23 protein-coding genes and 1 tRNA gene are annotated in these 25,108 nt (G+C 39.2%); 13 read left to right on the forward strand and 11 right to left on the reverse strand.

Annotated elements, in window-relative coordinates; genetic code table 11:
- The first annotated feature begins 20 nt into the window (after positions 1–20).
- The gene (locus FHG85_RS12010; RefSeq protein WP_173076221.1) at positions 21–2,486 is read left to right on the forward strand and encodes an FtsB/FtsL family cell division protein; all 2,466 of its coding nucleotides are present in this window, start codon (positions 21–23) and stop codon (positions 2,484–2,486) included.
- Positions 2,487–2,558: 72 nt separating this feature from the next.
- Here FHG85_RS12010 and FHG85_RS12015 read toward each other — a convergent pair whose 3' ends face one another.
- Positions 2,559–3,680, reverse strand: a complete 1,122-nt coding sequence (locus FHG85_RS12015) for a methyl-accepting chemotaxis protein (protein WP_173076223.1) — start codon at positions 3,678–3,680, stop codon at positions 2,559–2,561.
- A gap of 160 nt (positions 3,681–3,840) precedes the next feature.
- Positions 3,841–4,653, reverse strand: coding sequence for a hypothetical protein (locus FHG85_RS12020; RefSeq protein WP_173076225.1), 813 nt, complete (start codon positions 4,651–4,653; stop codon positions 3,841–3,843).
- 58 nt (positions 4,654–4,711) lie between these two features.
- Here FHG85_RS12020 and FHG85_RS12025 point away from each other — a divergent pair, with 58 nt between their 5' ends.
- The 4 genes from FHG85_RS12025 (at position 4,712) to FHG85_RS12040 (ending at position 8,362) form a co-directional block, all read left to right on the forward strand.
- Entirely contained in the window at positions 4,712–5,893 is a 1,182-nt protein-coding gene (locus FHG85_RS12025; protein ID WP_173076227.1) for a glycosyltransferase family 4 protein, read from the forward strand.
- A 49-nt stretch (positions 5,894–5,942) separates the two neighbouring features.
- Complete coding sequence (locus tag FHG85_RS12030; protein ID WP_173076229.1) at positions 5,943–6,755, forward strand: ion transporter; 813 nt, start codon at positions 5,943–5,945, stop codon at positions 6,753–6,755.
- Positions 6,739–7,575, forward strand: a complete 837-nt coding sequence (locus FHG85_RS12035; RefSeq protein ID WP_173076232.1) for a mechanosensitive ion channel family protein — start codon at positions 6,739–6,741, stop codon at positions 7,573–7,575. The genes FHG85_RS12030 and FHG85_RS12035 overlap by 17 nt, the downstream gene beginning before the upstream one ends.
- Positions 7,576–7,660: 85 nt before the next feature.
- Entirely contained in the window at positions 7,661–8,362 is a 702-nt protein-coding gene (locus FHG85_RS12040; protein ID WP_173076234.1) for a head GIN domain-containing protein, read from the forward strand.
- A 68-nt stretch (positions 8,363–8,430) separates the two neighbouring features.
- On the opposite strand, the gene FHG85_RS12045 is transcribed toward FHG85_RS12040, so the two are convergent.
- Complete coding sequence (locus tag FHG85_RS12045) at positions 8,431–9,393, reverse strand: L-threonine 3-dehydrogenase (RefSeq protein WP_173076236.1); 963 nt, start codon at positions 9,391–9,393, stop codon at positions 8,431–8,433.
- 149 nt (positions 9,394–9,542) lie between these two features.
- Positions 9,543–9,616, reverse strand: a tRNA-Ile gene (locus FHG85_RS12050).
- A 111-nt stretch (positions 9,617–9,727) separates the two neighbouring features.
- Here FHG85_RS12050 and FHG85_RS12055 point away from each other — a divergent pair.
- Positions 9,728–10,357, forward strand: coding sequence for an HAD family hydrolase (locus FHG85_RS12055; RefSeq protein WP_173076238.1), 630 nt, complete (start codon positions 9,728–9,730; stop codon positions 10,355–10,357).
- Between the two features lie 89 nt (positions 10,358–10,446).
- On the opposite strand, the gene FHG85_RS12060 is transcribed toward FHG85_RS12055, so the two are convergent.
- Complete coding sequence (locus tag FHG85_RS12060; RefSeq protein WP_173076240.1) at positions 10,447–13,233, reverse strand: AsmA family protein; 2,787 nt, start codon at positions 13,231–13,233, stop codon at positions 10,447–10,449.
- A 371-nt stretch (positions 13,234–13,604) separates the two neighbouring features.
- On the opposite strand from FHG85_RS12060, the gene FHG85_RS12065 reads away from it, so the two are divergent.
- The 6 genes from FHG85_RS12065 to FHG85_RS12085 all read left to right on the forward strand — a co-directional run bounded on the left by FHG85_RS12065 (position 13,605) and on the right by FHG85_RS12085 (position 19,477).
- The gene (locus FHG85_RS12065) at positions 13,605–14,591 is read left to right on the forward strand and encodes a PDDEXK family nuclease (RefSeq protein ID WP_173076243.1); all 987 of its coding nucleotides are present in this window, start codon (positions 13,605–13,607) and stop codon (positions 14,589–14,591) included.
- A 442-nt stretch (positions 14,592–15,033) separates the two neighbouring features.
- Positions 15,034–15,249 carry a DUF4492 domain-containing protein gene (locus tag FHG85_RS12070; RefSeq protein ID WP_173076245.1) on the forward strand — a complete coding sequence of 72 codons (216 nt, stop codon included), beginning with the start codon at positions 15,034–15,036 and terminating at the stop codon, positions 15,247–15,249.
- Between the two features lie 8 nt (positions 15,250–15,257).
- A complete protein-coding gene (locus FHG85_RS12075; protein ID WP_173076247.1) occupies positions 15,258–16,820 on the forward strand; it encodes a cytochrome ubiquinol oxidase subunit I in 1,563 nt (520 codons plus the stop codon).
- A gap of 2 nt (positions 16,821–16,822) precedes the next feature.
- Positions 16,823–17,974 (forward strand): cytochrome d ubiquinol oxidase subunit II, encoded by a 1,152-nt coding sequence (locus FHG85_RS12080; RefSeq protein ID WP_173076249.1) that lies wholly within the window; start codon positions 16,823–16,825, stop codon positions 17,972–17,974.
- A gap of 12 nt (positions 17,975–17,986) precedes the next feature.
- Positions 17,987–18,112, forward strand: a complete 126-nt coding sequence (locus FHG85_RS13335; RefSeq protein WP_262886945.1) for a hypothetical protein — start codon at positions 17,987–17,989, stop codon at positions 18,110–18,112.
- 264 nt (positions 18,113–18,376) lie between these two features.
- Positions 18,377–19,477, forward strand: a complete 1,101-nt coding sequence (locus FHG85_RS12085; protein ID WP_220429282.1) for a bifunctional 3-deoxy-7-phosphoheptulonate synthase/chorismate mutase type II — start codon at positions 18,377–18,379, stop codon at positions 19,475–19,477.
- A 2-nt stretch (positions 19,478–19,479) separates the two neighbouring features.
- Here the strand turns inward: FHG85_RS12085 and purS are convergent, their stop codons facing one another.
- The 6 genes from purS to mtnP form a co-directional block, all read right to left on the reverse strand.
- Positions 19,480–19,740 carry a phosphoribosylformylglycinamidine synthase subunit PurS gene (gene purS / locus FHG85_RS12090; protein WP_220429212.1) on the reverse strand — a complete coding sequence of 87 codons (261 nt, stop codon included), beginning with the start codon at positions 19,738–19,740 and terminating at the stop codon, positions 19,480–19,482.
- Between the two features lie 42 nt (positions 19,741–19,782).
- Positions 19,783–20,535: a CDP-alcohol phosphatidyltransferase family protein gene (locus FHG85_RS12095; protein WP_173076253.1), complete on the reverse strand. Its 753-nt coding sequence runs from the start codon at positions 20,533–20,535 to the stop codon at positions 19,783–19,785.
- 7 nt (positions 20,536–20,542) lie between these two features.
- Positions 20,543–21,115 carry a phosphatase PAP2 family protein gene (locus tag FHG85_RS12100; protein ID WP_173076255.1) on the reverse strand — a complete coding sequence of 191 codons (573 nt, stop codon included), beginning with the start codon at positions 21,113–21,115 and terminating at the stop codon, positions 20,543–20,545.
- Between the two features lie 5 nt (positions 21,116–21,120).
- A complete protein-coding gene (gene obgE / locus FHG85_RS12105) occupies positions 21,121–22,110 on the reverse strand; it encodes a GTPase ObgE (RefSeq protein WP_173076257.1) in 990 nt (329 codons plus the stop codon).
- Positions 22,111–22,256: 146 nt separating this feature from the next.
- Positions 22,257–22,832 carry an adenylate kinase gene (locus tag FHG85_RS12110; protein WP_173076259.1) on the reverse strand — a complete coding sequence of 192 codons (576 nt, stop codon included), beginning with the start codon at positions 22,830–22,832 and terminating at the stop codon, positions 22,257–22,259.
- Positions 22,833–23,127: 295 nt separating this feature from the next.
- Positions 23,128–23,874 (reverse strand): S-methyl-5'-thioadenosine phosphorylase, encoded by a 747-nt coding sequence (mtnP, locus tag FHG85_RS12115; RefSeq protein ID WP_173076262.1) that lies wholly within the window; start codon positions 23,872–23,874, stop codon positions 23,128–23,130.
- 109 nt (positions 23,875–23,983) lie between these two features.
- On the opposite strand from mtnP, the gene mtnA reads away from it, so the two are divergent.
- Complete coding sequence (mtnA, locus tag FHG85_RS12120) at positions 23,984–25,081, forward strand: S-methyl-5-thioribose-1-phosphate isomerase (protein WP_173076264.1); 1,098 nt, start codon at positions 23,984–23,986, stop codon at positions 25,079–25,081.
- Positions 25,082–25,108 lie beyond the last annotated feature (27 nt).

The raw sequence follows: 25,108 nt of genomic DNA on the forward strand, positions 1-25,108 counted from the left end.
CACTTAAAAAACATAAGGCCATGAAGAGATTTGGCATAATAATTTATTGTCTACTATTGACAGCTAGTTCGGTCTTCGCACAACAACTTAATGGATTTAGCTACCAAGCAGTAATCCGCAATAGTAGTGGGCAAATTTTACCTAATCAAAACATAACGCTTCAACTTAGCTTGACTGACGAAAGTGGGTCGACCATTTATTACAGCGAACAGCAAACCCAAACAACAAATGAGCAAGGGATTATTAATCTTGAGATTGGTAAAGGGACAATAATAAATGGAAATTTTAATGATATACCATGGCACACTAAGGCAGTCTTTCTAAAAGTAGAAATGAAGGTGAACTCCTCTTTGGAAACAATGGGTATACAAAGAGTTTTAGGTGTGCCCTTGGCCTTTTATACGGATAGTTCGGCTGCATCTGGACATTCTACTTACAGCGATACCGCAAAATTTGCTCAGAAAGTAACGCTAGATGGTGTTGTATTTGGAAGTGGAGATCCTGGTTCGTTTGCAATTTGGAGCACAAACGACACGTTAAAAAGTTTGCCTAACCTTAATTTTGCGAACAGCATAGTTGTACAAGGTAACCCAACTACTAACCCTGATGATCCAATTTTTGAAGTTAAGAAAAGCAATGGGGATGTTATTTTTGGAGTATACCAAGAAGGTGTAAGAGTAAATATTGCTGATACTCCTGCAAAAGGAGCAAAGGGAGGTTTTGCTGTTGGGGGTCTTTCCACTACAAAAGCAGGTCAAACTGAATATTTCAGGATTACACCCGATAGCGCAAGAGTTTACATCAAACAAGTTCCTGCAAAAGGAGCAAAAGGAGGCTTTGCTGTTGGGGGGTTATCTACGACAAAACTAACAACTGCACAAAACCTATTATTTATCAATCCCGACTCAGCAAGAATTTATCTTAATGAAAACGTTGCTAAAGGAGCAAAAGGTGGCTTTGCTGTTGGAGGGCTTTCAACTGGGAAAGCAAATCAATCACAACTTATCCAACTCACTAAAGACAATTACCTAATTGGCTACCAGGCAGGGAGTAATATTACTACAGGTTTATATAACTCATTTATGGGATTCCAGGCAGGTAATTCAAACACAACAGGGAGCTGGAATACTTTTATAGGCTATCAGGCCGGTATGACTAATACAGGAAGCGACAACACCTTTATTGGTTACCAAGCAGGTAGAGCTCATCAGTTTGGTGGAGGAAATGTTTACATTGGAAGTAAAGCTGGTGGTAATGCCCAGAATGGTGTACAAAACATTGTTATTGGCGAATCTGCTGGTTTTAATACAATCAATGGGTTTAAGAATATCTTTATAGGTTTCATGGCTGGTAACCAAAACACAAGTGGATACAATAATTTATTTATTGGTAGCAGTTCTGGTCAAAATAACACTACTGGTAATCGTAACATTTTCATAGGTGACAGCTCGGGATTTTCAAACATTGGAGGCTTTGGGAATACATTCTTTGGGATAAAAAGCGGTTTTAATAATACAGGAGGTTACCGAAATCTTTACATGGGGTACATGTCTGGGTATAACAACGTAAATGGCTCCGACAATACGTTCCTAGGCGATATGGCAGGATCTGAAAATATCTCTGGTGCTGAAAACACCTTTGTGGGACAAGGTGCTGGCTCAACAAATACTACAGGTGCTTATAACACTGCAATTGGTTCAAGTGCTGGTAGGGGTATTATTGATGGAGTCAACAACCTAATGGTGGGTAGGTTCTCTGGATATAATGTTAATGGAAATGGCAATACATTTCTTGGAACCCAAAGTGGTGCTAGTTTTTCTGGGCCAGTTACTGCTAGCTATAACATTTGCATTGGAAATTCTAGTGCAGGAGGTTTAGATAACAGCTATTACAATGTATACATTGGTCAGCAAACAGGTAGCAAACCAGGTTCAAGCAATGTAGTTATTGGACATCAGGCAGGAAATGTTGCTCAAGGAAACGGGAACATCTTTATTGGATATCGTGCAGGATATACTGAACCTAAAGGGAACAGGCTTTACATCCAGAACTCAGGAGTTGATTCAACTCAAGCGCTTATTTATGGTAGATTCGATCAAAAAACTTTAAGTTTTAATGCTAATGTTGGAATTGGAACTACTAATCCTGAAAAGGAGCTACATGTAGTTGGAGACGCTTTGATTACTGGCAGCATTTATTACGATGCATCCCAAACATATAGTAAACCAGACTTTGTATTCAAAGAAGATTATAACAAAAAATTTGAACCACTAACAGTTGAAAACTTCATTCAAGCTAATGGCCATCTTCCATGGTTAACTAAAGCAACTGACGAGGGAAAGGAGATAAACCTTACTCGCTTGCAGTTTGAAACTGTTGAAACTATTGAAAACCTTCAACTCCAAATCATAGAACAACAAAAGCAAATCAATTCTCTTAAGGCTGAGATTGAAGAACTTAAATCTTTTATCAAATCAAAAAAATAAAATAATCTGCAGACAAACAGAGGCTGTCCATAAAGGCAGCCTCTATTTTTTAATAAATTCCAAAAGGCGATATCACCTAACCTTAAAGTATTCAATAAGCTCTGCTAAAGATTTAGCTTTAGCGTTTAACTCTTCGGCGCTGGCTGCAACTTCCTCAGATAGTGAAGCGTTTTGCTGTGTAGTGTTATTTAACTCCTGTACCGATGCGTTTACTTGCTCAGTACCTGTGCGTTGCTCATGAGTTGCAGCGGTTATCTCCCTTATTAAATCGGTAGTTCTTATTATTTCGTTCACATTCTGATTCATCAGTTCCTTGGCTTTTACAGAGATTTCTGCTCCTCTTTGGGATACTTCAATTATTTCGTTTGCTGCCTGACGGCTTCGCTCTGCGAGCCTACGCACTTCTGCAGCAACTACAGCAAAACCTTTCCCATGTTCTCCTGCTCGGGCTGCCTCTACGGCAGCATTTAGCGCAAGAAGATTGGTTTGAAAGGCAATATCGTTAATTATGCTAATTTTTTGGGCTATCTCATTCATGGAGTCAAGGGCAACGTTTGTCGACTCAACCCCTTTTTCAAGATCCTTTGAAGTTGATACAGCTATGGTTTCAGTTTGTACAGCATTCTCGGAATTTTGCTGTATGCTTGAAAGTATTTCCTCCATGGAGCTAGAAATCTCTTCTAGCGATGATGCCTGCTCTGAGGTAACCTCGGAAAGGCTACTTGCGCTCATGCTCATTTGGTTAGCCGAAGATTCAAGTTCATCAGCTGCATCGGAGATTCCTTCAATAATCTCTCGAAGCTTCTTTGCAAGATTGCCAATCGAAATGCTTAACTTACCTAGCTCATCGTTGCGCTTTGCATACTGGGTATTAACCTCAACTGTTAAATCACCCTCACTCATTTTATACAAATCGTCTATTGCATGATCAAGTGGTTTACGAACCCTTTTTGCAATATATGCTATGCCCAATATACCCGAAATGATAATTATTGGCGAGGTTATATATGCAGGAAAATATTCTGGATAGATAAACCTTAAACTCACCAGTACGTCTATTAAAGTACCCCATGCTAGGGTTACTGTTCCCATTGTTATAAGAATAGACTTCTTAAAGAAATACCTTATGGTAGCTATACCAATTGGAAGAGCAATACTAACAAGGATTACTAGGCTCAAAACTTCTTTATTCATAGCAAAAGTTTTATCATTACACGATTTATACGTTTGTTCAAATTGAAAAGTTAGTCTAAATTAACATATGATGCAACTTTATGATATAAAACAGTGCTTTTTCCTATTTAACTCAACAAATAAGGAGTTTACACGCATCATTGTTATATATCAATTAAAACTAAATGCCATCAAAAAGTTTCTTATAGATCCGCTCACTCTCTTTTTGGTTAATTTCCCATAGCTTGTTACTAATTCTTAACAACCTATGAACTCTAAACCTATTTTTTACAGACAAATGCGGTAAAATCCTATCGAGCAGCAACGCTAAGGGTTTAAACTTTACTATACCCACTAACGACTTTGTTCTATCGTACATTGATAGGGGATTACGGAAACCTGAACCGTGGTGATAAATTAAATCGGCATAAATACCAAACATTAAACCATGGTCTGAGAGCTGGGAAGTTCTTAATAGCGGTAGCCACTCCACATTTTTATCGTTTAAAGCCTTTAGCAGATTGCCGCCAACATCGGTTCTGCTATAACCTGCTGTTGTACCCCACTGATATCCTTCTTTCCAATCGCCTTTAATTGATTTCCAGAATCCAATAGTTGTAACACAAAACGAAGGGTGTGGCTGTATATCGCCTATATTCTCAACCCTTTTTACTGCTGCTAAAGGATACTTTGAAAGTGATTCGGTGATAAATTCATCTATGGGCTTTATGGGGAAGGCATCGCCATCTATAAAAATAATAACATCATCATCGGATGCCTGAAGCGAAATAAATTTGGCCAAAAGGTTTAACTTTATAGCATGTTCTGTTATGGGCTCGCAGCATGCAAAATCGTATCGGTGATAGTGCTTACAAGCATCGCCACTTAAAAAGGCAAATACCTTAAATGGCTGTTTTATGTTCTTTTGAAGATACCTTAGCTGAATATCAACCCATTTATCGGATTGCCAATGTACGGTTGCAATGTAAAGCATTTATTGCGTATAGTGTTTATGCAAAGTTAACCAATTTAGTTAATATTGTTTAATCAAAATGTCAACATCTTCAATAAAAAAATACAATCAAATTGTAATATTCACTGCCGAGACCTACCCATCGGTGGCAGGCGATGGCAGAAATGCTTTACTCGTTGGGTCTAAACTTGCGGCTAAAGGGCATAGGGTTTTACTTATTAGCCTCAATCCTAATAATTTACTTCAACCTTACGAAACCATTAATGGAGTTCAAATAGAAAGAGTTGCATATAACTATAAAACCAAACTTGGACGTGCTATTTTAAGATTAAATCTTTTATGGCACCTTCAAAAGCTTAAGAACCCAAAGACTATTTGGCTAATTTATGGGGCAATGCCAGGGTTTAGGACAATAATGCTAGCAGCTATTCTGAAAGGTGTTAGTTTTATCTTTAGGTCAACACTATGGGGTTTCGACGATGCGTACACTCTTGCTGGAAAACCTCTTAAGTTCTTTACCAGAGTTCTTCTTAAAAAAGTTAATGGTTACTACGCCTTAAACAGTAGTTTTGCATCCTCATGGATCAGCGTGTTTGGACAGTCTAACATCTTCAAATCGTTTCAAGGAGTTGAATTGGGGAGGTTCAACATTAAAAACAGAAATGAAATTAGAGCACTAACAAGGCAGGAATTGGGGATTCCACCAGATCAACCAGCAATTCTTATGGTTGGGCATTTAATTCATCGCAAGGGATTTCCTGAGATTATTGATTGGATAGGGAAGATAGATGATGAATACATACTAATCCATCTGGGTAGCTACCAGGCATCGGAATGGGATACAGTTAGCCTATATAACGGTGAAATGAGCCAACACAAGTCCTATGCTGAAAAGGTTTTAGGTGATAAAATAAGATTCTTAGGGCGCCACAACGACACCTACAAGTTTTACCTTGCTTCCGATATCTTCCTTATGGCCTCGTATGCCGAAGGGTATCCACCAAATTCCGTAAATGAGGCCCTAGCAGCTGGATTACCTGTTATCACCAGAAAAATACCAGGCGTTACCGATACTATAACCGATGGATTAAATGGTTTTCATTTTTCTTCCGAAAAAGAATTTTCTGCAAAACTCTCATCTCTAATCCACAACAAGCCCAGAAGAATTGAAATGGGCAGAAATGCACAAATTTTTGCAAGCGACAAACTCAATATCAATTTGATTGTTGACAGGCTAGAAACATTTATCAATGCGATTTAAAACAACCAACCTGAATTTTGTGTAACTTACTCACACAAACGAATGCTAAATGGCATATAGGGAAAAACTATACAAAATTGTTTTTGAAAGCGACACCAGAGCTGGTAAGCTATTTGATGTATGGCTTCTATGGTTAATTCTTGTAAGCATAACCATAACAATACTTGATAGTGTCCCAAACATAAATAGCACCTTAAAGTTACAATTCTATCTGGCTGAATGGTTTTTCACCATTCTTTTTAGCGTGGAATACTTGTTACGCATTTTCATTAGTCCCAAGCCCTTTCGATATATTTTTAGTTTTTGGGGATTTATTGACCTATTGGCCATACTACCAACTTTCTTCAGCCTTTTCTTTTATGGATACCACTACCTTTTAGTCGTTAGGATTTTCAGACTTTTGCGTGTATTCAGAATTCTAAAACTTGCCAGGTTTAACCGAGAAGCAAGAATATTGTTAGATGCGCTAAAAGCAAGTTCATACAAAATTGGTATATTTTTCTCTGCCGTTCTTACCATAGTTGTATTGATGGGGACTATTATGTATGTTGTAGAAAGTGGCGAGAATGGCTTTAGCAGCATTCCACAAAGCATTTACTGGGCAATAATTACTATAACCACAGTAGGCTATGGCGACATCGTACCGCACACCGTGCTAGGTAAATTCATTTCATCATTTGCCATGCTTATTGGTTATGCTATTATTGCAGTGCCTACTGGTATAATTACAGTAGAGGTAGGAAAATCAACCAATAAGAAACAAAAATGCCCTATGTGCAACAAATTAGCACCAACCAGTGCTAACTACTGTTCATATTGCGGCACCAAGCTAAACCAAAACTCACATGAAAGAGATTCTTAACACCAAAATTATCGAGATTGGGGAATATGTGCTTCGCTTACAAAACTTGTTGAGTTTTGTTATTTTTCTTGTGATAGTTATTGCTGTTTATTACTCAATTAAGCGATTAATATTCCGTTCAAAAACCTTACAAACTTCAATGAAGTACACGGTTTCCAAACTACTTCAATACATCATTATCTTTCTTTCTTTCATCATCAGCTTAAAACTACTGGGTTTTAACATATCGGTTTTACTTGCTGGTTCGGCAGCGTTACTTGTTGGTGTGGGGTTTGGTTTGCAAAACATATTTAACGATTTCATTTCGGGCATAATATTACTACTTGACGGGACTCTTAAGGTTGGCGACATCATTGAGGTTAATGGCAAAATATACAAGGTTTTAGAAATCAGCTTCAGATACACAATTGTTCTTGGCCGCGATGAGAATTACATCATCCTGCCAAATTCTAGCCTAACAAGTAATACCGTAATAAACTGGACACATAGCGAAGTTGCTTCACGGTTTAAAATAACGGTTGGAGTGGATTACTCTTCAGACGTTCAAAAGGTTATGCGCATTCTTAAAGAGGTGGCAGCTGGACATGCAAAGGTTCTCTCTAAGCCAGAACCATTTGTTCGATTTGAGGATTATGCTGACTCCGCATTGATTTTTGGTGTTTACTTCTATACCGATGAGGTATTTCGTGTTGAAAACATTAAGAGCGAAATCAGGATTCAGATTTATAAAGCATTCAAAGAAAATGGTATCAATATCCCATTTCCACAACGGGTAATACATTTCAGCAAAGATGCAGACCAGAAAGACTCAAACCAATAACCAACAAATAATTACTTAAAAATCGAAACAACATGCAGCAACCAAACCTTTTTAAACGTCTCTATAAAAACCAAAACCAAAAAACATGAAATCAAGAGTTATCCTTCTATTACTTCTCACAGGTTTGGGTATTCAAACCATAAACGCTCAGGTAACACGCAAGTTTAACCAAACTGGATTTACTGGTATAAAAAATAGCACATCGGCCGATGTATATATCACCCAAGCCGATGCGTTTAGTGTAGAGGTAACAGCCAAAGAGAATGTGTTTAAGCAACTGGAAATCTATGTAGAAAACAATGTCTTGCACTGCAAAAGCAAGGGAAGAATTAGCTTTTGGGGTAACGATTGGGAAGGAGCAAGGATTAACATATCACTGCCAAACGTTGAGCTGCTTTCTATTAATGGGTCGGGCGATATGATTATTAAAACACCAGTCAACTCAACAGAGCTTAAATTTGCAATTAACGGAAGTGGCGACATAGTATCAAAATCAATTTCAGCAAAAACGTTAAAGGCTTCAATCAATGGGTCTGGCGATATTGAAGTGAAAGATAAATCGATTATCGAAAATGTAGAGGTAAGGATTAACGGTTCGGGAGATGTTAATTTAGCGAAGGTTGATTCCGAGAATGCCAACGTCAGAATTAACGGCTCTGGCGATGTAGCAATAACTTGTAACAAAAACTTCAACGCAAGATCAAACGGTAGCGGAGATATTATTCTTTATGGCAAGGCAATGGTTGATGCTAAAATTAATGGTTCAGGGGAGCTAATCCGAAAGTAATAGCGAATCGTAGTAAAAAATAAAGGGCTGTCCGGAATAACGACAGCCCTTTTATCATGTTTAACTTCTTATTTCAAAAGACCAGCTTTATACTTTTCACCAATAACCTTTAGCATATCATCGGTCATGGTTTCTAGGTTCCATTTAGGATTCCATCCCCACTCTTCGCGAGCACAGCTATCGTCCATATAGTTTGGCCAGCTATCGGCAATGGCTTTCTTAACGGGGTCCACATCGTACTCCATTGTAAAATCGGGGATGCGCTTTTTAATGGCAGCATATATCTGCGATGGTTCAAAGCTCATAGCAGTAACATTAAAGCTGTTCCTGTGTTTTAGCTTTGAAGGGTCAGCTTCCATAAGCTGAACACAAGCGTCAAGGGCATCGGGCATGTACATCATATCCAAATAGGTTCCTTCGGGCAGTGGACAAACGTAATGCTTTTGCTGTATTGCGCCATAGTATATCTCAACAGCATAATCGGTTGTTCCACCACCAGGTAGAGTCACATTTGAAATGATTCCAGGAAAACGGACGCTGCGGGTATCAACACCATACTTTTGGAAGTAGTAGTCACCTAACATTTCGCCAGTAACCTTGCAAATTCCATATATGGTAGTTGGGCGCATTATGGTGTCCTGTGGTGTATTATCTTTTGGAGAATTTGGGCCAAACGCACCAATTGAGCTTGGTGTAAACACAGCGCAATTAAACTCACGTGCAATCTCAAGCGAGTTCATTAATGCCCCCATGTTAATTTTCCATGCTAGCTGTGGGTTTTTCTCACCGGTGGCCGATAGCAATGCCACCATGTTGTATATGGTGTCAATCTTATACTTTTTAACAATATCGGCAAACTTTTGTGCATCAAGGGCATCTAGCAATTCAAAAGGGCCATCCTTAAAAACATCGGCACATTTTGTATTAATATCGGCAGCAACAACATTGCTGTTTCCGTAGATTTTTTGGAGATGAGGCACAAGTTCCGATCCTATTTGACCACCTGCACCAACAACTAGTATATTCTTCATGACTTCTAAACTATTTCGAAATTTAACTTATGATTTTTGGCAAATGTATATGTTTTGGTTAAGACTTCAAACCAAACGTCAGGGTTTAAATTTATATTTTAAAGCAGATTTTATATCGACATATAAAAAAACCGCCTTTCGGCGGTTTGTGGGCCCAGCTGGGCTCGAACCAGCGACCCTCTGATTATGAGTCAGATGCTCTAACCAGCTGAGCTATGGGCCCTAAAAAAACAGTTGATTCTGTTTTTATTTTGGTTTGCAAAATTACATATTTGCATTTGAATTTTCAAACATAAGCAATAAAAATATTTACTTAATCCTTAAAAATTATTTCATGCTTAAAGCTAAAAACATCATTTTTGACCTTGGGGGCGTTGTCCTCGATATTGATTACAAGCTCACTCTAAACGAGTTTAACAGGTTAGGCATTAACATAAATGACTACTCCATACTAACAGGGAAAAACGAAATCTTCAACCAGTTCGATTGTGGCCTAATCTCACCTAGTGAGTTCAGAAAACAGATCTGCGGACTGTTCAACATATCTGTTGATGCTGAAACCTTCGACTTGGCATGGAATAAACTTTTGCTTGAATGGGATTTTGAACGACTTAAATTTATTGAAAGGTTAAGGGACAATTACAAAATCTTTTTACTTAGCAACACTAACGCCATCCATTTTGAGCACTACAATAAAGAACTAGCTAAAAAGACTGGGAAAGAGCTAAAGGATTATTTCGACAAGCTTTACCTCTCCTTTGAGCTTGGAATGCGCAAACCTCAACCAGAGATTTTTCAGAGAGTTTTAGACGAAAACCGCATCGACCCAAAAGAAACGCTATTCATCGATGACACGCTTGAGCATATCGCTGCAGCACAAAAGTTAGGCATCAACGCCATTCATCTCAATGGAGGAAATATTGTCAATCCGTTAAAGGATACTCTCACAAGAATCCTAAATTAACTTTTCCATTACGTTATCTGATCATCAAATAAAAAAACCGTTCAACAAAATAATTGCTGAACGGTGAGAAAATTTAGTGGTTAGGAGCCCTATTTATCAAGCTTAGCGGCTTCATCTTTAGCCTTAGCGATTACGGCATTAGCTTTTTTATCGGCCTCATCAATTACCTTTTGAGCTGCAGCCTCGCCCTGCTCACGTATCTTTTTAGCGGCTTCCTTTGCAACCCTTGCTGCGATAGGACCTTTCTTTTTGCCCTCCTCTTCGGTCTTTTTCGCTTTTGCTTCTGCCTCTTTCCTTATCATATCAGCCTGATTTGTTGCCTCGGCACGAATTCTTTCCGCTTCCTTTTCGGCATCGGCAATTAGCTTATCAGCCTGGGCCTTTGCTTCTTTGCGGGCTTCAGCCTTAGCTTCATCAACTTTCTCTTTAACCATCTCTTTGGCCGTCTCCTTCGCCGATGATTTACTATCTGTTGAGCCGCCACCAGAATCTATCTTTATTTCAGGATGAGTTGACGTTCCTAAAATCTTTAAATTAACATCGATATACTGCGGTAGCTTTGCACCATAATTCCCTAACAGGCTATTAGCGAGTGTTGATAAGCCTCCAAGGTAGGATGAAGGAACGGAAACTTTTGCCCTGAAGTTTAAGGTTTGGTCTATTCCCATATCACCACCAAAATTCATTTTGGCATCGGCAATTTTGGTATCAAAGGGTTCAATGAATATACGCCCATCCTTAACGCTAAAACTCAGATTTACATCTTTTAAACTTGGATTACGAAAATCCTCTTTTTTCAGATAATCGGCCAACTTTGCAAGTGCTTTTGAATTTTTTATTCCGATACTCTTTGACTGAATTTTACCGTACGCATTAATGCTACTGGGAACTGGCATCATGGTGGTATCAAGTAAGGAGCCAAAATTGAATTGGGTTGACACCTTACCCGACATATCCTCAACAGCAGGTGCAATCTTTTGTAAGGTTGAAACGGATTTGAATGCGGTTTGAATATCGATATTGCTCATATCGAAGTTGAAATCAACCTGAGGTTTTTTAACATCACGGGAATCGTAGGTTCCCGACATTCTTACCAAGCCATCGAGCATCTCCATCGATAGATTATTAAGGTTGGCAACGCCCCCAGAAAGGTTGATTGAACCAAACAGATTATTTATTTCCAGCTTATCGTAAATAATCTTTTTCATATCAACCTTCGCCAAAAACGAAATATTTTTTGGTAACTCTATAACTCCCATCGCCGAGGTATCAACTTCCTCCTCTGGTGCAGACTCGCCAGCCATCATCTCATTTACATCAAGCAGGTTTGAATACACATTAAGATTTCCACTTAGAGTTTCGTCCTTAAAAACATAGGGGATAAAGTTCTCGAGCCTTCCGTTCATCCTGATATCGCTCGATGCGATTGTCATTTCAAAATTCTGAAGATTTACGTAACGTGGTGTAAAATCCATGGAAACCTCTTTCACATTTACCTCGGCAGGCATATCTGGGGCGTTATACTTAAATTTCGATAATTTGACCTGACCATCAGCTTTAAACCTATCGTATTGCTCATTCTCAATATAGGAAAGCTTACCGCCAAAGTCGAGGTTCGACTCCAATAATCCTTCCATAGTAGTGCTATCCATTGGCACAACATCGGCAAGAGTGGCAAAATCAATCTTTCCTGTTACATTTCCATCTACCTGCATATCACTTATAGGGGTTGCCACTCGCATATTCATACTAAAAGGATTCCCTCCTAGGTATAGCGAGAACTTATCGACATTAACCGTTGTGTTATCCATGTTAGTACCATCGAACCAAACCTTTGTGCTAATATTCACATCGGTTACCGATTTTGGTAAATCGGGATACTTAAACATACCGTTATCAACACTAAGTGCAATAAATGCGTTGGGCATTTGCTTTTGGTTGTAAACTCCCTTGACATAGCCATCGATACTGAACCTACCTGAGGTTTGAATATCCTCAAAATCTTTCATGTAAATAGCGGGAACCATTGAGAGTAATGCCTTAAAGTCGGTGGTTGGAGTTTTAAAGTTCAGGTTGATATCGATATCATCGCCGGGCATGCTAACTGAACCATCAAAAAGCAGCTTAAGCTGATTGATGCTAAAGCTATTTTCCTTAAAGGTGTAGTAGCTGCTATCGAGGTTGGCGCCAATAGTAGCCTTAAAGCCTAACCTCGCATCTCTCAGGTAACGAATGCCATCCATCCAAAAGTTAAGCGATTCTACTGTTGTTTTGAGGTTTAAATCGGTTCGACTCAATCCCATGTCGCTCGAAAGGGTAAGATTTAGATTATCAACAACAACTTTCATATCCGAAGAGTCGTCGATATATGCAATACGAGCATCCTTTATCTGGAATAGTTTTAGCGCGACTTTGGTTTTTATTGCCGATGCCGCCGTATCCTCAACCTCCTCAACGGAATCTTCCGAAGGCTTCATAACATCCCAGTTGACCTGCCCATCGGGAAGAACACGTGCCGTAAGTCGCGCACCATCGAGGATAACGGAGTTAACCTCAATATTCGTCATATCAATAACGCTCCACAGGTTAACCTTAACACCGAACTCACGGAACGCTACAAGCGTATCGTTTGCAAAGTTATCGATGCCAACCACCGATAGTCCTTTCATTCCCACATAAAGGTTAGGGAAGCCCTTAATGAGTGAAACCTGAAAGTCGTCAAAATCGACCTTGGCATTTAGCATGCTATTGGTCTCACGCTTGGCTATCTGCATTAGCTGTGGTTTAAAAACTATAGGTATAACAACAGCCGCAGCTATAAAAAGTAGAACAATAGCAACTACTGCTCTAACCGAAAATTTTAACCACTTACTCATATCTCGTAATTTTATTTAATCGCACCATTTCCTCAAAGTTACAAAACATTTGCCCAAAAGCATCAAAGCATGTGTTAAACATCACAAACAATTAAAAACCAAATGCAAAGGGGGAAAACCACTTTGAGCTATCCCCGCACCAACGTACAAAAAGACTTTGTTGAACTAAATTATAAACTAACACTTGCCAAATCATATGATGCAATGATTTATAGCGTTATCCCTTACGAAATAATAAATGGAACTTTTTGTTAGCTTGATTTTTTTATAAATTTGAGATAGGTATGGTTAAGAGCATATTAGCACATTACTTTATTTAAGTGATATGTGCTAATTCCGTTTAATTATCTAATAGTTAAAAAAACAGCAATATGGCAACAGAAATAAAAACTTGGGAAATTATTAATGGCGAATTAAAAGAGATAAATAATTCACTTGCAGAGAATGGACGCAAAGAAAAAGATGATTTAGAAAAATGGTTAAAAACAAATCCTAAAATACTAGGAGAAGATATACTTATTTTTGGAGAACAAGTTTGGACAAAATCTGGTCCTTTAGACTATCTTGGCATTGACAATAGTGGTAATTTAGTAATTGTAGAACTTAAAAGAGACAAACTGGCAAGAGAAGTTCTTTCTCAGGCAATAGATTATGCTTCGGATGTGGCCAACTGGGACATTGAAAAATTAAATGAAATTTGTCTAAAATACTCAGACAATTCCCTGGAAGATTATATTGCCGATAATTTTGAGAATGTTGAACTTGACGACCTCTTAATAAATAATGCTCAACGAATCTTACTAGTTGGCTTCTCAATTGACGAAGCCTTAAGCCGTATGATTGAATGGCTTTCATCAAAATATGATTTAGGAATTAATGCAATAATTCTGAATTATGTGAAAACTTCATCAGGAAACGAGTTACTCTCAAGAACAGTTATTATTCCTGAAGAGATTGAAAAAGAAAAAACAAACAAGAAAAAGTTCAGTATTCCAATGTCTGATGAACCAGGTAACTACGAACCTGAAAGGTTAAAAGAATTGTTAAAAAATTACTTAAATAATAATCAATTGTCATCAAAAAGAATTAGAGACATTTTGTTACCTGTTTTATTGAAAAAAGACAAAACTACAAGAGAACAACTAAAAAAAGAATTTGTAAAAGCTGGAGAAGCAACAGATGAAAACAAAGCTGGATATTTTATAGCATTGATTTCAAATCAACTTGGACAAGAGAAAAAAGATTTTCTTCGTCAAATAATATCCTATGATTATCCAAAATATCATTGGGAAAAGGATAATTTTAGCATACGACCAGAATATAGAGACCTCGTGAAAGAAATTATTGAAAACGAGTAAGAAGTGTGAAAAATTTTGCATTAGATTTTTGTATAAATAAATAATGAAAAAATATTCTATAATAATTAGAATATGTTCAAAATTATTGATACTTCAAATAAGGAAGTATTGGCAGAAAATAATTTCACCGCTAACACATTTAACCTTGTTTCCCTGATTTTTAGCAATAAAACCTCATTCGCCATAACCGTTATACATGGATAGAGGCATAAACCGCTTCTTTAGTTCTGCCATTTGGAATACTTTATGCGCTGTTAATTAGAATCTTATCTCTCAAAATATAAAAAAACTTATTAGTAATCCAGAACATCATTCTCAGGAAATACTTTCACTTTTTTTTTGAATATTACAAACTATCAAAAAACCTGAACATTTCGGCATTGTTTTATGTTTAGGTTGAAAATAGCTCAAAAAAGTTTAAATTTGCTTAAGACCTAGAACTATGAACCTGCTCAAAAAGGTGTTTAATTTCTACTACGAGGGTTTTAAAAGCATGACCATTGGTAAAACCCTATGGATAATAATTCTAATCAAGCTCTTTGTAATGTTTGCTGTGCTAAAGGTTTTCTTTTTCCCAAACATCCTTAAGCGTAATTTCAAAACCGATGAGGAGCGCAGCAAGTACGTAATAGAACAGCTAACAACTAAACCTAAATAGCAATTAGCATGGAACACTTCGACCTATCGTTAGTAAACTGGTCGAGGGCACAATTCGCCCTTACGGCCATGTATCACTGGATTTTTGTTCCGCTAACCTTAGGGTTGGCGTTTATCATGGCGTTTATGGAAACGCTCTACTACAAGACTGGTGACGAGGAGTGGAAACGAATTACCAAGTTCTGGATGACCCTCTTCGGAATCAACTTTGCCATTGGTGTGGCTACTGGGATTATCCTAGAGTTTGAGTTTGGCACCAACTGGAGCAACTACTCCTGGTTTGTGGGCGATATTTTTGGTGCACCCCTGGCCATTGAGGGCATTATGGCATTCTTTATGGAGTCGACCTTTATTGCCGTAATGTTTTTTGGCTGGAATAAGGTTAGCAAGAAATTCCACCTGATTTCAACCTGGTTGGTAGCACTAGGTGCAAACCTTTCAGCGCTATGGATTCTGGTTGCTAATGCATGGATGCAATATCCTGCAGGCATGAACTTTAATCCCGACACCGCTCGGAACGAGATGCAAAACTTCTGGGAGGTTCTCTTCTCGCCAGTTGCCGTTAACAAGTTCCTGCATACCATTACGTCGGGCTATGTGCTTGCCGCGCTGTTTGTTATTGGTATTAGCGCATGGTACCTGTTAAAAGGACGGAATATACTACTTGCCAAACGTAGCATAATTGTTGCCTCGGTGTTTGGACTAATAACTTCAATATTTTTAGCGCTTACAGGCGATGGTTCGGCCTACCAGGTAGCACAAAAACAACCCATGAAGTTGGCTGCCATGGAGGGTTTATATGAAGGAACCGAAGGGGCACCACTTGTAGTAGTTGGTGCACTAACTCCAGGTAAAGAGTTCAACGATGAAAAAGACCCATTTATTTTCCGTATTCAAATCCCTAAACTGCTTTCGTTCTTAGGTTACCGTTCGGGCGATGCCTTTGTACCAGGAGTAAAAGACATTATAGAAGGAGGTTACACCTACACCGATAAGAATGGTAAACAAAAGGTTGCCCTCTCGGCCGAACAGAAAATTCAGCGTGGTAAAATTGCCATTCAGGCTCTGGCCGATTACCGTAACGCAAAGGATGCTGGCGATACCGCAGCAATGGAATACAATAGAAAGCTACTTGACGAAAACTTTGAATACTTTGGCTATGGCTACCTTAACGACCCCAAGAGCATAATACCCAACGTTCCTCTAACATTCTACAGCTTCCATATCATGGTTGCATTAGGTTTTCTGTTCATTGCCTTCTTTGCACTTATGCTTTATCTCATCTACTTTAAAGGTTATAACATTAACAAGTGGTTGCTTCGACTAGGCATCATCATGGTTCCTTTAGCTTACATTGCTAGCCAGGCAGGCTGGATAGTTGCCGAGGTTGGTCGTCAACCCTGGGTTATACAGGATATACTGCCTACCGTTGCAGCAGTATCGCGTATCGATGCAAGCGCAGTGCAGGTGACGTTCTTCCTATTCTTTGCAATCTTCACCACGCTGCTCATTGCCGAGTTGAAAATAATGTTCACACAAATTAAAAAAGGACCTAAAGATGGAGGGAAATAGCCATGGTTGACACAACATACATTCTACTTCAGCACTACTGGTGGTTTATCATATCGCTGCTTGGTGCATTACTGGTTTTCCTTCTTTTTGTCCAAGGAGGACAAACCCTAATCTACACGCTTGGAAAAACCGAAATGGAACGCACCATGCTAATAAACGCACTAGGCCGTAAATGGGAGTTTACGTTTACTACACTAGTCACTTTTGGAGGTGCATTTTTTGCTTCGTTTCCGCTGTTCTACTCAACAAGTTTTGGAGGAGCCTACTGGGTTTGGATGGCCATTCTATTCTGCTTTGTAATTCAAGCGGTATCGTACGAATACAGGAGTAAACCAAACAATTTCCTTGGCCCTAAAACATTTGAAATCTTCCTTTTCATTAATGGGCTGCTAGGTACAGTTCTTCTTGGAACAGCCGTTGCCACATTCTTTACTGGTTCGGAGTTTTCTGTAGCCAAAATCAATCTAACCAACCTCTCAAATCCTGTAATTTCATCGTGGGAAACCCCCTGGCATGGTTTAGAGGCTGCATTAAACCTGCACAACCTTTCGCTTGGCTTGGCTGTGTTCTTCCTAGCAAGAGTTCTTGCCATTCTGTACTTTATGAATAGCATTGACCATGATGAGATTTTTGCTCGTGCAAAAAAACAGCTGATTTACAACGCAATACCATTCCTAGTATTCTTTTTGACCTTCGTAATTTGGCTTCTTATTCGCGATGGATTTGCGTTAAACCCCGAAACCAACGAAATATTCATGCAGGAGCATAAATATCTGCTTAACCTAATACAAATGCCAATTGTGCTAGTGCTTTTCTTAGCCGGAGTTGTACTTGTTATTTGGGGAATTGCAAAATCAATCCTAAAAACCTACACAAAAGGGATATGGTTTGCTGGAATTGGAACAGTATTAACCGTTCTTTCCCTTTTCCTAATTGCTGGTTACAACAACACGGCCTACTATCCATCTACATTCAACCTACAACACTCCCTAACAATTTTCAATAGCTCGTCGAGCAAGTTTACGCTAACGGTTATGAGCGTTGTATCAATTCTAGTACCATTTGTAGTTGCTTACATCTGGTATGCTTGGAAAAGCATCAACAATAAAAAGATTGATGAGGAGGAAATGAAAAACGAAACTCACGTTTACTAAAGACTAATGATTATGAAGTATATAAATGAGATACTATGGTTTTTAAGCTGGCCGGTGCTAATTTACGTTTCGTATAAGATTACATTATGGGCCATAAAGTTTTGGGAGAAAAAATTCCCCGAACAGCTTAATGAATAGAGAATTTAAGCAACAAGCATAAAAATTGAACGGAATGATTAGGAGTAAACACAAATTACTCCTAATCTTTTTTTCAAATCTTGTAAATGAGGATTAGTCACACTATTGATTGTAATTTACGCTTTAAATAGATGCGAATCATTTGAAATAAAAATTCGAGTTAACTTGAGAAGTATTATTTCATGCAGTATGAAGTTTTGTAAACATTTGGGAAATATTGTGGTTATCTTTGCAGCAAGAATTCTCTAAAAAAAATTGGAAAATATAATCGACATAGTACCACTTACCGAATGGGGATTGGGTTTTGAGTTCCCGCTTCTCATTGCCGGGCCATGTAGCGCCGAAAGCGAGGAGCAAGTATTAGCCACTGCAAAAGAACTAGCAGCCGATGGCCGAGTTAAGATTTTTCGGGCTGGCGTATGGAAACCTCGAACACGCCCTGGAGGGTTTGAAGGGCTAGGTGAGCAAGCGCTAAAATGGCTTAAAAGGGTTAAGAGCGAAACAGGTCTTTCCGTTGCAGTAGAAGTAGCCATGCCCCAACATGTTGAGCTTGCACTAGAGTATGCGATTGATGTGGTTTGGTTAGGAGCCCGTACAACCGCTAATCCCTTTTTAGTAGAACAGCTTGCAGCTGCTCTATCGGGTGCAAACATCCCTGTATTGGTTAAGAATCCTGTAACACCTGACTTAGAACTTTGGATTGGCAGCATTGAACGCCTTTGGCGTTCGGGTATCAAAAGGATAGCAGCAATACACCGTGGATTTCATCCATACGAACGCTCACGGTTACGGAATATTCCCAAATGGGAAATTGCAATTGACCTGAAAAGTCGAATACCTAGCCTACCCGTAATTTGCGACCCAAGCCACATTGCAGGTAAAGCCAATCTTGTTCCGGAAATTGCCCAACACGCCCTTGACCTTTCCATGGATGGTTTAATGGTAGAGGTCCACCCTACCCCCCTTCAAGCTCTTAGCGATGCCATGCAACAGCTTACACCCAGGGCATTTATTAACATGATTGATAACCTCAACTTCCATTTCACCACATCAACCGACTACAGATTTATCGATTTTCTTGAACAGGTTAGAAATAGAATTGATTCAATCGATCAGCAAATAATTGAGCTGTTAGCAGCAAGAATGAAACTGGTTGAGCAGATTGGTGAGTACAAGCGAACTAACAATGTTTCGATTTTTCAGCTCCGCCGCTGGGAGAATATTCTTAAATCGCGAATAGAATGCGGAAAGCGATTAGGGCTCGATGAGGAATATATTAAAAACCTGCTTCAGCTGGTTCATAAGGAATCCATAAAGAAGCAGGCCGAAATATTACGAGGAAATCAGCCTAATAAAAAGGAATAGAATTACTCCTTTATCTCAGTCAGACTAAAATCAAAACCTTCCATTACAGGATTAGAAAGCACTTTTGAGCAGATTTCGGTAACCTTTTCCATGGCAATCTCCTTGCTTGCTGCTTCAATTTCAAGGTTGATATGCTTGCCAATTCTTACATTCGAAACCTCATTAAAACCTATACCATGAAGAGTTGCATTTACTGCTTTCCCTTGCGGGTCGAGTAGTGCCTTTAAAGGCATCACATTGATTTCGGCTAAAAACTTCATCATTTATCGATTTAATTGCTACAAAATTAGAGAAAATTCCTTTAATCAGACCTGTTTTTTAATCAACTTGTCAAACAAATAGTAGAAAACCGACAGCACAACATACCATACTATTACAAGCGAAAGCGATGCTTTCCTGAAAACCACAATTAAAAGTATAGCTCCAACCAAGAAGGTAAGCTGTTTGTAAGCAATTGCTGGTTTTAACGATTTGATTTTAAGCGAAAACATTGGTAACTCACAAACCAATAAGAACGATTGAACAACTGATAAAACAATCAAAACAGTTGAAGAGCTAATTATTGGGTTGTAAATATTCTCCCAGCTACTATTTGCACCAAAAACCAGACCTATAATTAGGAAAGCATTGGCAGGTGTAGGCAGGCCAATAAACGATGAGGTTTGACGCTCATCGATATTAAAAAGCCCAAGCCTCAACGATGAAAAAACAGCAACAGCAAAGGGGAGAAGCAATAAAAGATGGCCATCAAAGATACTTTGATCAGGAGTTAGGCCTAAACTTTGGCGAAGTAAATGGTAAAGAATAACGGCAGGAGCAACCCCAAAGCTAACAACATCGGACAGCGAATCAAGTTCCTTACCTAGCTGGGTGTAAGCGCCTATAAGTCGAGCCGTAAAGCCATCGAAAAAATCTAGCACTCCCGAAATGATAATAAACACACCGGCAAGTTCCAACCTTCCTTCAAATGCAGCAACTATTGATAAACATCCAGATAGAAGGTTCATCAGTGTTATTCCGTTGGGAATATGACGTGTATATTTTAATAAATTCGACATAAACTTATTACTTTTTTGTTTTTGATATCTGTTTCGTTATGGAACTAGAAGAAACCTTCCAAACCAAAGAACCAATTAAGCTACCAAGCAAAGCACCGCAAAGCACATCGCCAGGATAATGGACACCTAAATAGATTCTGCTATACGAAACAAATGCTGCCCAGGCGATTAAACCAACCGATGCCCAACGAGATTTATATAGCAGGCTAAGAAACACAGCTACCCCAAAAGTATTTGCCGCATGCGACGATACAAAGCCGTACTTACCACCACATCGCCCGACCAAATGAATCAATCCAGATAAATCGGGATTATGGCACGGACGAAGTCGAAGAAAAACATTTTTAAAAAAATGAACCGAGATTTGATCGGCTAGTAGCACCACAAAGGCAATTGCCAACAGCCACCAGAGTGTATTCCATTTATACTTACGAGCTATAAAAAATATTAGCAGCAGATAAAGTGGCAACCATGTTAACTTGCCCGATGCAAATAACATAACACTATCCCAAAAGGTGCTGTGCAAACCGTTAAGGAGCAAGAACAGTTCAGTATCGAGTTTAGCTAAATATTCAATCATATTCTCTATTCATTAAGGCTATTCCAAAGCATATCTTTCAGCTTATCAATTCCCTCACCAGTTACCGAAGAGATAAATACTGAAGGTATTTCGGGTAAATGCTTCGCAATATCTTTTCTTGCTTGTTCGTCAACCAAATCGCACTTGGTTATAGCAAGTGCCCTTTTTTTATCGAGAAGCTCTGGGTTATACATTTTAAGCTCATTCACCAAAATATCGTACTGGGCATTAATATCTTCGGAATCGGCTGGGACCATAAAGAGGAGCATAGAGTTTCGCTCGATGTGGCGCAAAAAGCGCAAACCAAGCCCTTTGCCCTCATGAGCTCCTTCGATAATTCCAGGGATATCGGCCATAACAAACGACTTATGATCGCGGTAGCTAACTATACCCAGATTTGGGACAAGCGTGGTAAAGGGATAATCGGCAATTTTAGGTTTAGCAGCGCTAACCACCGATAGCAACGTCGATTTACCTGCATTAGGGAAGCCAACCAAGCCAACATCGGCAAGAATTTTCAATTCCAGAATAATGTATCCTTCTTCTTCGGGTTCGCCAGGCTGAGCAAACTTTGGTGTTTGCATGGTTGCAGAGCGGAAATGCCAGTTACCTAAACCTCCGCGGCCCCCCTTCATAATCATTTCAACCTGTCCATCCTCAGTTATTTCTGTAAGCACTTCGCCTGTTTCTGCATTTTTGGCTACCGTGCCTATAGGCACCTCAATGTAGATATCCTCGCCATTTTTGCCTGTGCTTCGCATTCCACCGCCGGGTTGACCATTACCCGCAAAAATATGACGTTTATATTTTAAATGAAGTAAAGTCCATAGCTGTGCATTCCCTTTCAGGTATATATGACCACCACGACCACCATCACCGCCATCGGGGCCACCTTTAGGTACAAATTTTTCCCTGCGAAAATGGACACTACCTGCGCCACCCTTACCCGAACGGCAGAAAATCTTTACGTAATCAACAAAATTGGAATTCGACATGACTTTTAAAACTATTCAACAAAGTTACTCTAAAAACATGAAAGGAGAAAAAGGATAATTTAATTGATACTATTAGATTACTAACATTTTGTAAAAAGGGCTACCCCAAAGGATAGCCCTTAATTTATTGTCAACTATATCAACTACTACATCTCATTATCAATCACTTCGCAAATTCGTCCAAATATCTCATCTATTGTTCCCATACCATTTACTCCACGATACTTACCCTGTGCCTTGTAGTAATCCATAACAGGAAGAGTTGTTTTGTTGTAAATGTCGAGCCTTCCACGAATAATACTCTCGTCCTGGTCATCTGTACGGTCGCTCATCTTACCTCGGTTTAGCAATCGAGCAATAAGTTCGTCGTACTCCACTTCAAGGGCAAGCATCATTTTAATTGGGGCATTTTTAGCCTCCAACATCTCATCTAGTTTTTTTGCCTGTACGGTGGTACGTGGAAATCCATCGAACACAAAACCAGGCACATCGTGATGGTTTTCAAGTTCTTTGGCAATTAAGTTGATGACCATCTCATCAGGAACCAGCTGGCCCTTATCAATATACTTCTGAGCCTCCTTCCCTATTGGCGACTGCTCACGTATTGCAGCCCTTAGCATATCGCCAGTTGCTAAATGCTGCAGCTTATATTTCTCAATAATTTTTTGGGATTGAGTGCCCTTACCTGCGCCCGGAGGGCCAAAAAGAACAATGTTAAGCATTTCCTTATTTGTTGTATGGTTTCAGTAAATTTTTATTCTCCCATTACGTTGCTAAAATGCTTGAACAAATATAGATAAACAATTAAGATGACCAAAAAAATAAAATCGATTTTAGGCATCAACCCATGCATTCACTTGGGATATTTTTCTATCAATCTAACCATGACCAAACACAAACTCAAGCCTAAGCACAACTTACACTAATATTATGCCACAACATTAAAACTTAACAGATTTTTATTTCTTATCATGCAAAATAGGAATAATAAAGATTCTTATAACTCGTAAACCAAACCTATTCTAAAGTTTCAACCACTAGTTTTAATAGCGAAACCATCCGTTCTGCATTCTTTTCAAAAATGTTAAGTATCTCGTTCCAGCTTACGGGTGGTTCATCGGTTTTCCAGCAATCGTAATCGGTGCTCATGGCAATGGCAGCATAAGGCACGCTCAATTCATTAGCAAGCGCTGCCTCGGTGGCAACCGACATGTTAATTACATCGGCACCCCACGATTGGAACATCAACGATTCGGCACGTGTGGAAAAACGAGGTCCCTCAATGGTTACTACAGTTCCCTTTGGGTGACACTTCACCCCAATCCTTTTGGCACATTCTAAAATATGACTTCGTAGCTCAGCATCAAAAGGGTCTGCCATAGGAGTATGTACCGCACCATTAGCAAACGATTCGTGAAAGGTGCTCACCCTTCTCTTGGTAAAATCGATGAACTGGTCGAGAAGCACAAAATCGCCACGTTCAATCTCATTTCGTAAACTTCCACAGGCTGTAGTGGCAACTATGCAATCGACACTTTGCCCTTTTAAAGCAAAAAGATTAGCCCTGTAGTTTACTTCGGTAGGACTAAACTGATGACTAAGCCCATGTCGCGCAATCAGAACAACCCTATTATTCCCAATCATTCCAATTTTTAATGGTGATGTGGGCTTACCGTAGGGAGTATCAGCCTCAATGGTTTTGGCATCTTTTAGAATATCTGGGTTGTCGAGTCCTGAGCCACCTATAATTCCTATAGTCTTCACATCTAACAGTTTTTGTAAATTTAGAAAATCAACTTACGCATAAAAATCTTCCCCAATTTACTGATAAATTAGCTAATGAGTTTACCTTTGAAATCCAAAAAATAAAAAAATGCTTGTAGCCAACAAAGACTATAGGACTATATGGGTTAACGACACACATCTGCCCGATGTTCAAATTATTGATCAGCGGCATCTCCCTCATAGGTTTGTAGTTGAAACCCTTTCGACGTACAAACAAATGGCAACGGCCATTAAAGAAATGCATCTTCGCGGAGCAGGGTTAATTGGCGTCGCTGGGGCATTTGGGGTTTACCTTGCATATCGAGATGCTATGTATAGGAATAATTCGGTGGAGTTTATACAAAGCGCCATTTCTGAAATTCTTAACACGCGGCCAACTGCAGTAAATCTTAAATGGGCCATTGAGATTGTAACCTCAAGAGTTGAAAATATTGAAGCGATAGACGAGAAAGTAACCAAAGCCCTTGAGGTAGCCAAAGAGCTAGCCAACCTTGATGCTGAAAGCTGTAGGATGATTGGCGTTAACGGCTTACCCATAATAGAAGAGATTAGCCGTAAAAAGAATGGCGAAACTGTAAATATTCTTACCCACTGCAATGCAGGATGGTTAGCATTTACCGACTATGGCTCTGCACTTTCGCCAATTTACCATGCACATCGAAAAGGTATTAAGGTGCACGTATGGGTCGATGAGACCCGCCCACGCAACCAAGGGGCTGCACTTACAACCTGGGAATTACTCAACGAAGGAGTTCCCCACACGCTTATTGTCGATAACGTTGGAGGTCACCTCATGCAAAACGGCATGGTCGATCTAGTAATTACAGGTGCCGATAGGATTGCATCAAATGGAGATACTGCAAACAAGATAGGTACTTACCTGAAAGCTCTAGCAGCACATGATAATGGTATCCCTTTTTACGTAGCTGCACCAACATCAACCTTTGACTTTGCGCTAGAAACAGGCTTGGGCAAAATTCCTATCGAAATGCGAACGGGCGACGAAGTTAAGTATATCAACGGCCTTCTTAACGACAAAGTGGTTGACGTATTAATTTGCCCTACTCAAACCCAGGTGGCAAATTATGGTTTCGACGTTACACCATCGCGCTTAATTAAAGCATTTATAACAGAAAAAGGTATAATTGCTCCAAACACTGATGAAATAACAAAACTAAACTGCTAATTTTGCAAAAATTTTTTAGGTGTTATC

Origin of the sequence: Tenuifilum thalassicum (genome assembly GCF_013265555.1) — a bacterium.
In the GTDB taxonomy this organism is placed as follows: domain Bacteria; phylum Bacteroidota; class Bacteroidia; order Bacteroidales; family Tenuifilaceae; genus Tenuifilum; species Tenuifilum thalassicum.

Coding starts and splice junctions, on each gene's coding strand:
- FHG85_RS12010 (WP_173076221.1), top strand. CDS start 21: ATGAAGAGATTTGGCATAATAATTTATTGTCTACTATTGACAGCTAGT.
- FHG85_RS12015 (WP_173076223.1), bottom strand. CDS start 3,680: ATGAATAAAGAAGTTTTGAGCCTAGTAATCCTTGTTAGTATTGCTCTT.
- FHG85_RS12020 (WP_173076225.1), bottom strand. CDS start 4,653: ATGCTTTACATTGCAACCGTACATTGGCAATCCGATAAATGGGTTGAT.
- FHG85_RS12025 (WP_173076227.1), top strand. CDS start 4,712: ATGTCAACATCTTCAATAAAAAAATACAATCAAATTGTAATATTCACT.
- FHG85_RS12030 (WP_173076229.1), top strand. CDS start 5,943: ATGGCATATAGGGAAAAACTATACAAAATTGTTTTTGAAAGCGACACC.
- FHG85_RS12035 (WP_173076232.1), top strand. CDS start 6,739: ATGAAAGAGATTCTTAACACCAAAATTATCGAGATTGGGGAATATGTG.
- FHG85_RS12040 (WP_173076234.1), top strand. CDS start 7,661: ATGAAATCAAGAGTTATCCTTCTATTACTTCTCACAGGTTTGGGTATT.
- FHG85_RS12045 (WP_173076236.1), bottom strand. CDS start 9,393: ATGAAGAATATACTAGTTGTTGGTGCAGGTGGTCAAATAGGATCGGAA.
- FHG85_RS12055 (WP_173076238.1), top strand. CDS start 9,728: ATGCTTAAAGCTAAAAACATCATTTTTGACCTTGGGGGCGTTGTCCTC.
- FHG85_RS12060 (WP_173076240.1), bottom strand. CDS start 13,233: ATGAGTAAGTGGTTAAAATTTTCGGTTAGAGCAGTAGTTGCTATTGTT.
- FHG85_RS12065 (WP_173076243.1), top strand. CDS start 13,605: ATGGCAACAGAAATAAAAACTTGGGAAATTATTAATGGCGAATTAAAA.
- FHG85_RS12070 (WP_173076245.1), top strand. CDS start 15,034: ATGAACCTGCTCAAAAAGGTGTTTAATTTCTACTACGAGGGTTTTAAA.
- FHG85_RS12075 (WP_173076247.1), top strand. CDS start 15,258: ATGGAACACTTCGACCTATCGTTAGTAAACTGGTCGAGGGCACAATTC.
- FHG85_RS12080 (WP_173076249.1), top strand. CDS start 16,823: ATGGTTGACACAACATACATTCTACTTCAGCACTACTGGTGGTTTATC.
- FHG85_RS13335 (WP_262886945.1), top strand. CDS start 17,987: ATGAAGTATATAAATGAGATACTATGGTTTTTAAGCTGGCCGGTGCTA.
- purS (WP_220429212.1), bottom strand. CDS start 19,740: ATGATGAAGTTTTTAGCCGAAATCAATGTGATGCCTTTAAAGGCACTA.
- FHG85_RS12095 (WP_173076253.1), bottom strand. CDS start 20,535: ATGTCGAATTTATTAAAATATACACGTCATATTCCCAACGGAATAACA.
- FHG85_RS12100 (WP_173076255.1), bottom strand. CDS start 21,115: ATGATTGAATATTTAGCTAAACTCGATACTGAACTGTTCTTGCTCCTT.
- obgE (WP_173076257.1), bottom strand. CDS start 22,110: ATGTCGAATTCCAATTTTGTTGATTACGTAAAGATTTTCTGCCGTTCG.
- FHG85_RS12110 (WP_173076259.1), bottom strand. CDS start 22,832: ATGCTTAACATTGTTCTTTTTGGCCCTCCGGGCGCAGGTAAGGGCACT.
- mtnA (WP_173076264.1), top strand. CDS start 23,984: ATGCTTGTAGCCAACAAAGACTATAGGACTATATGGGTTAACGACACA.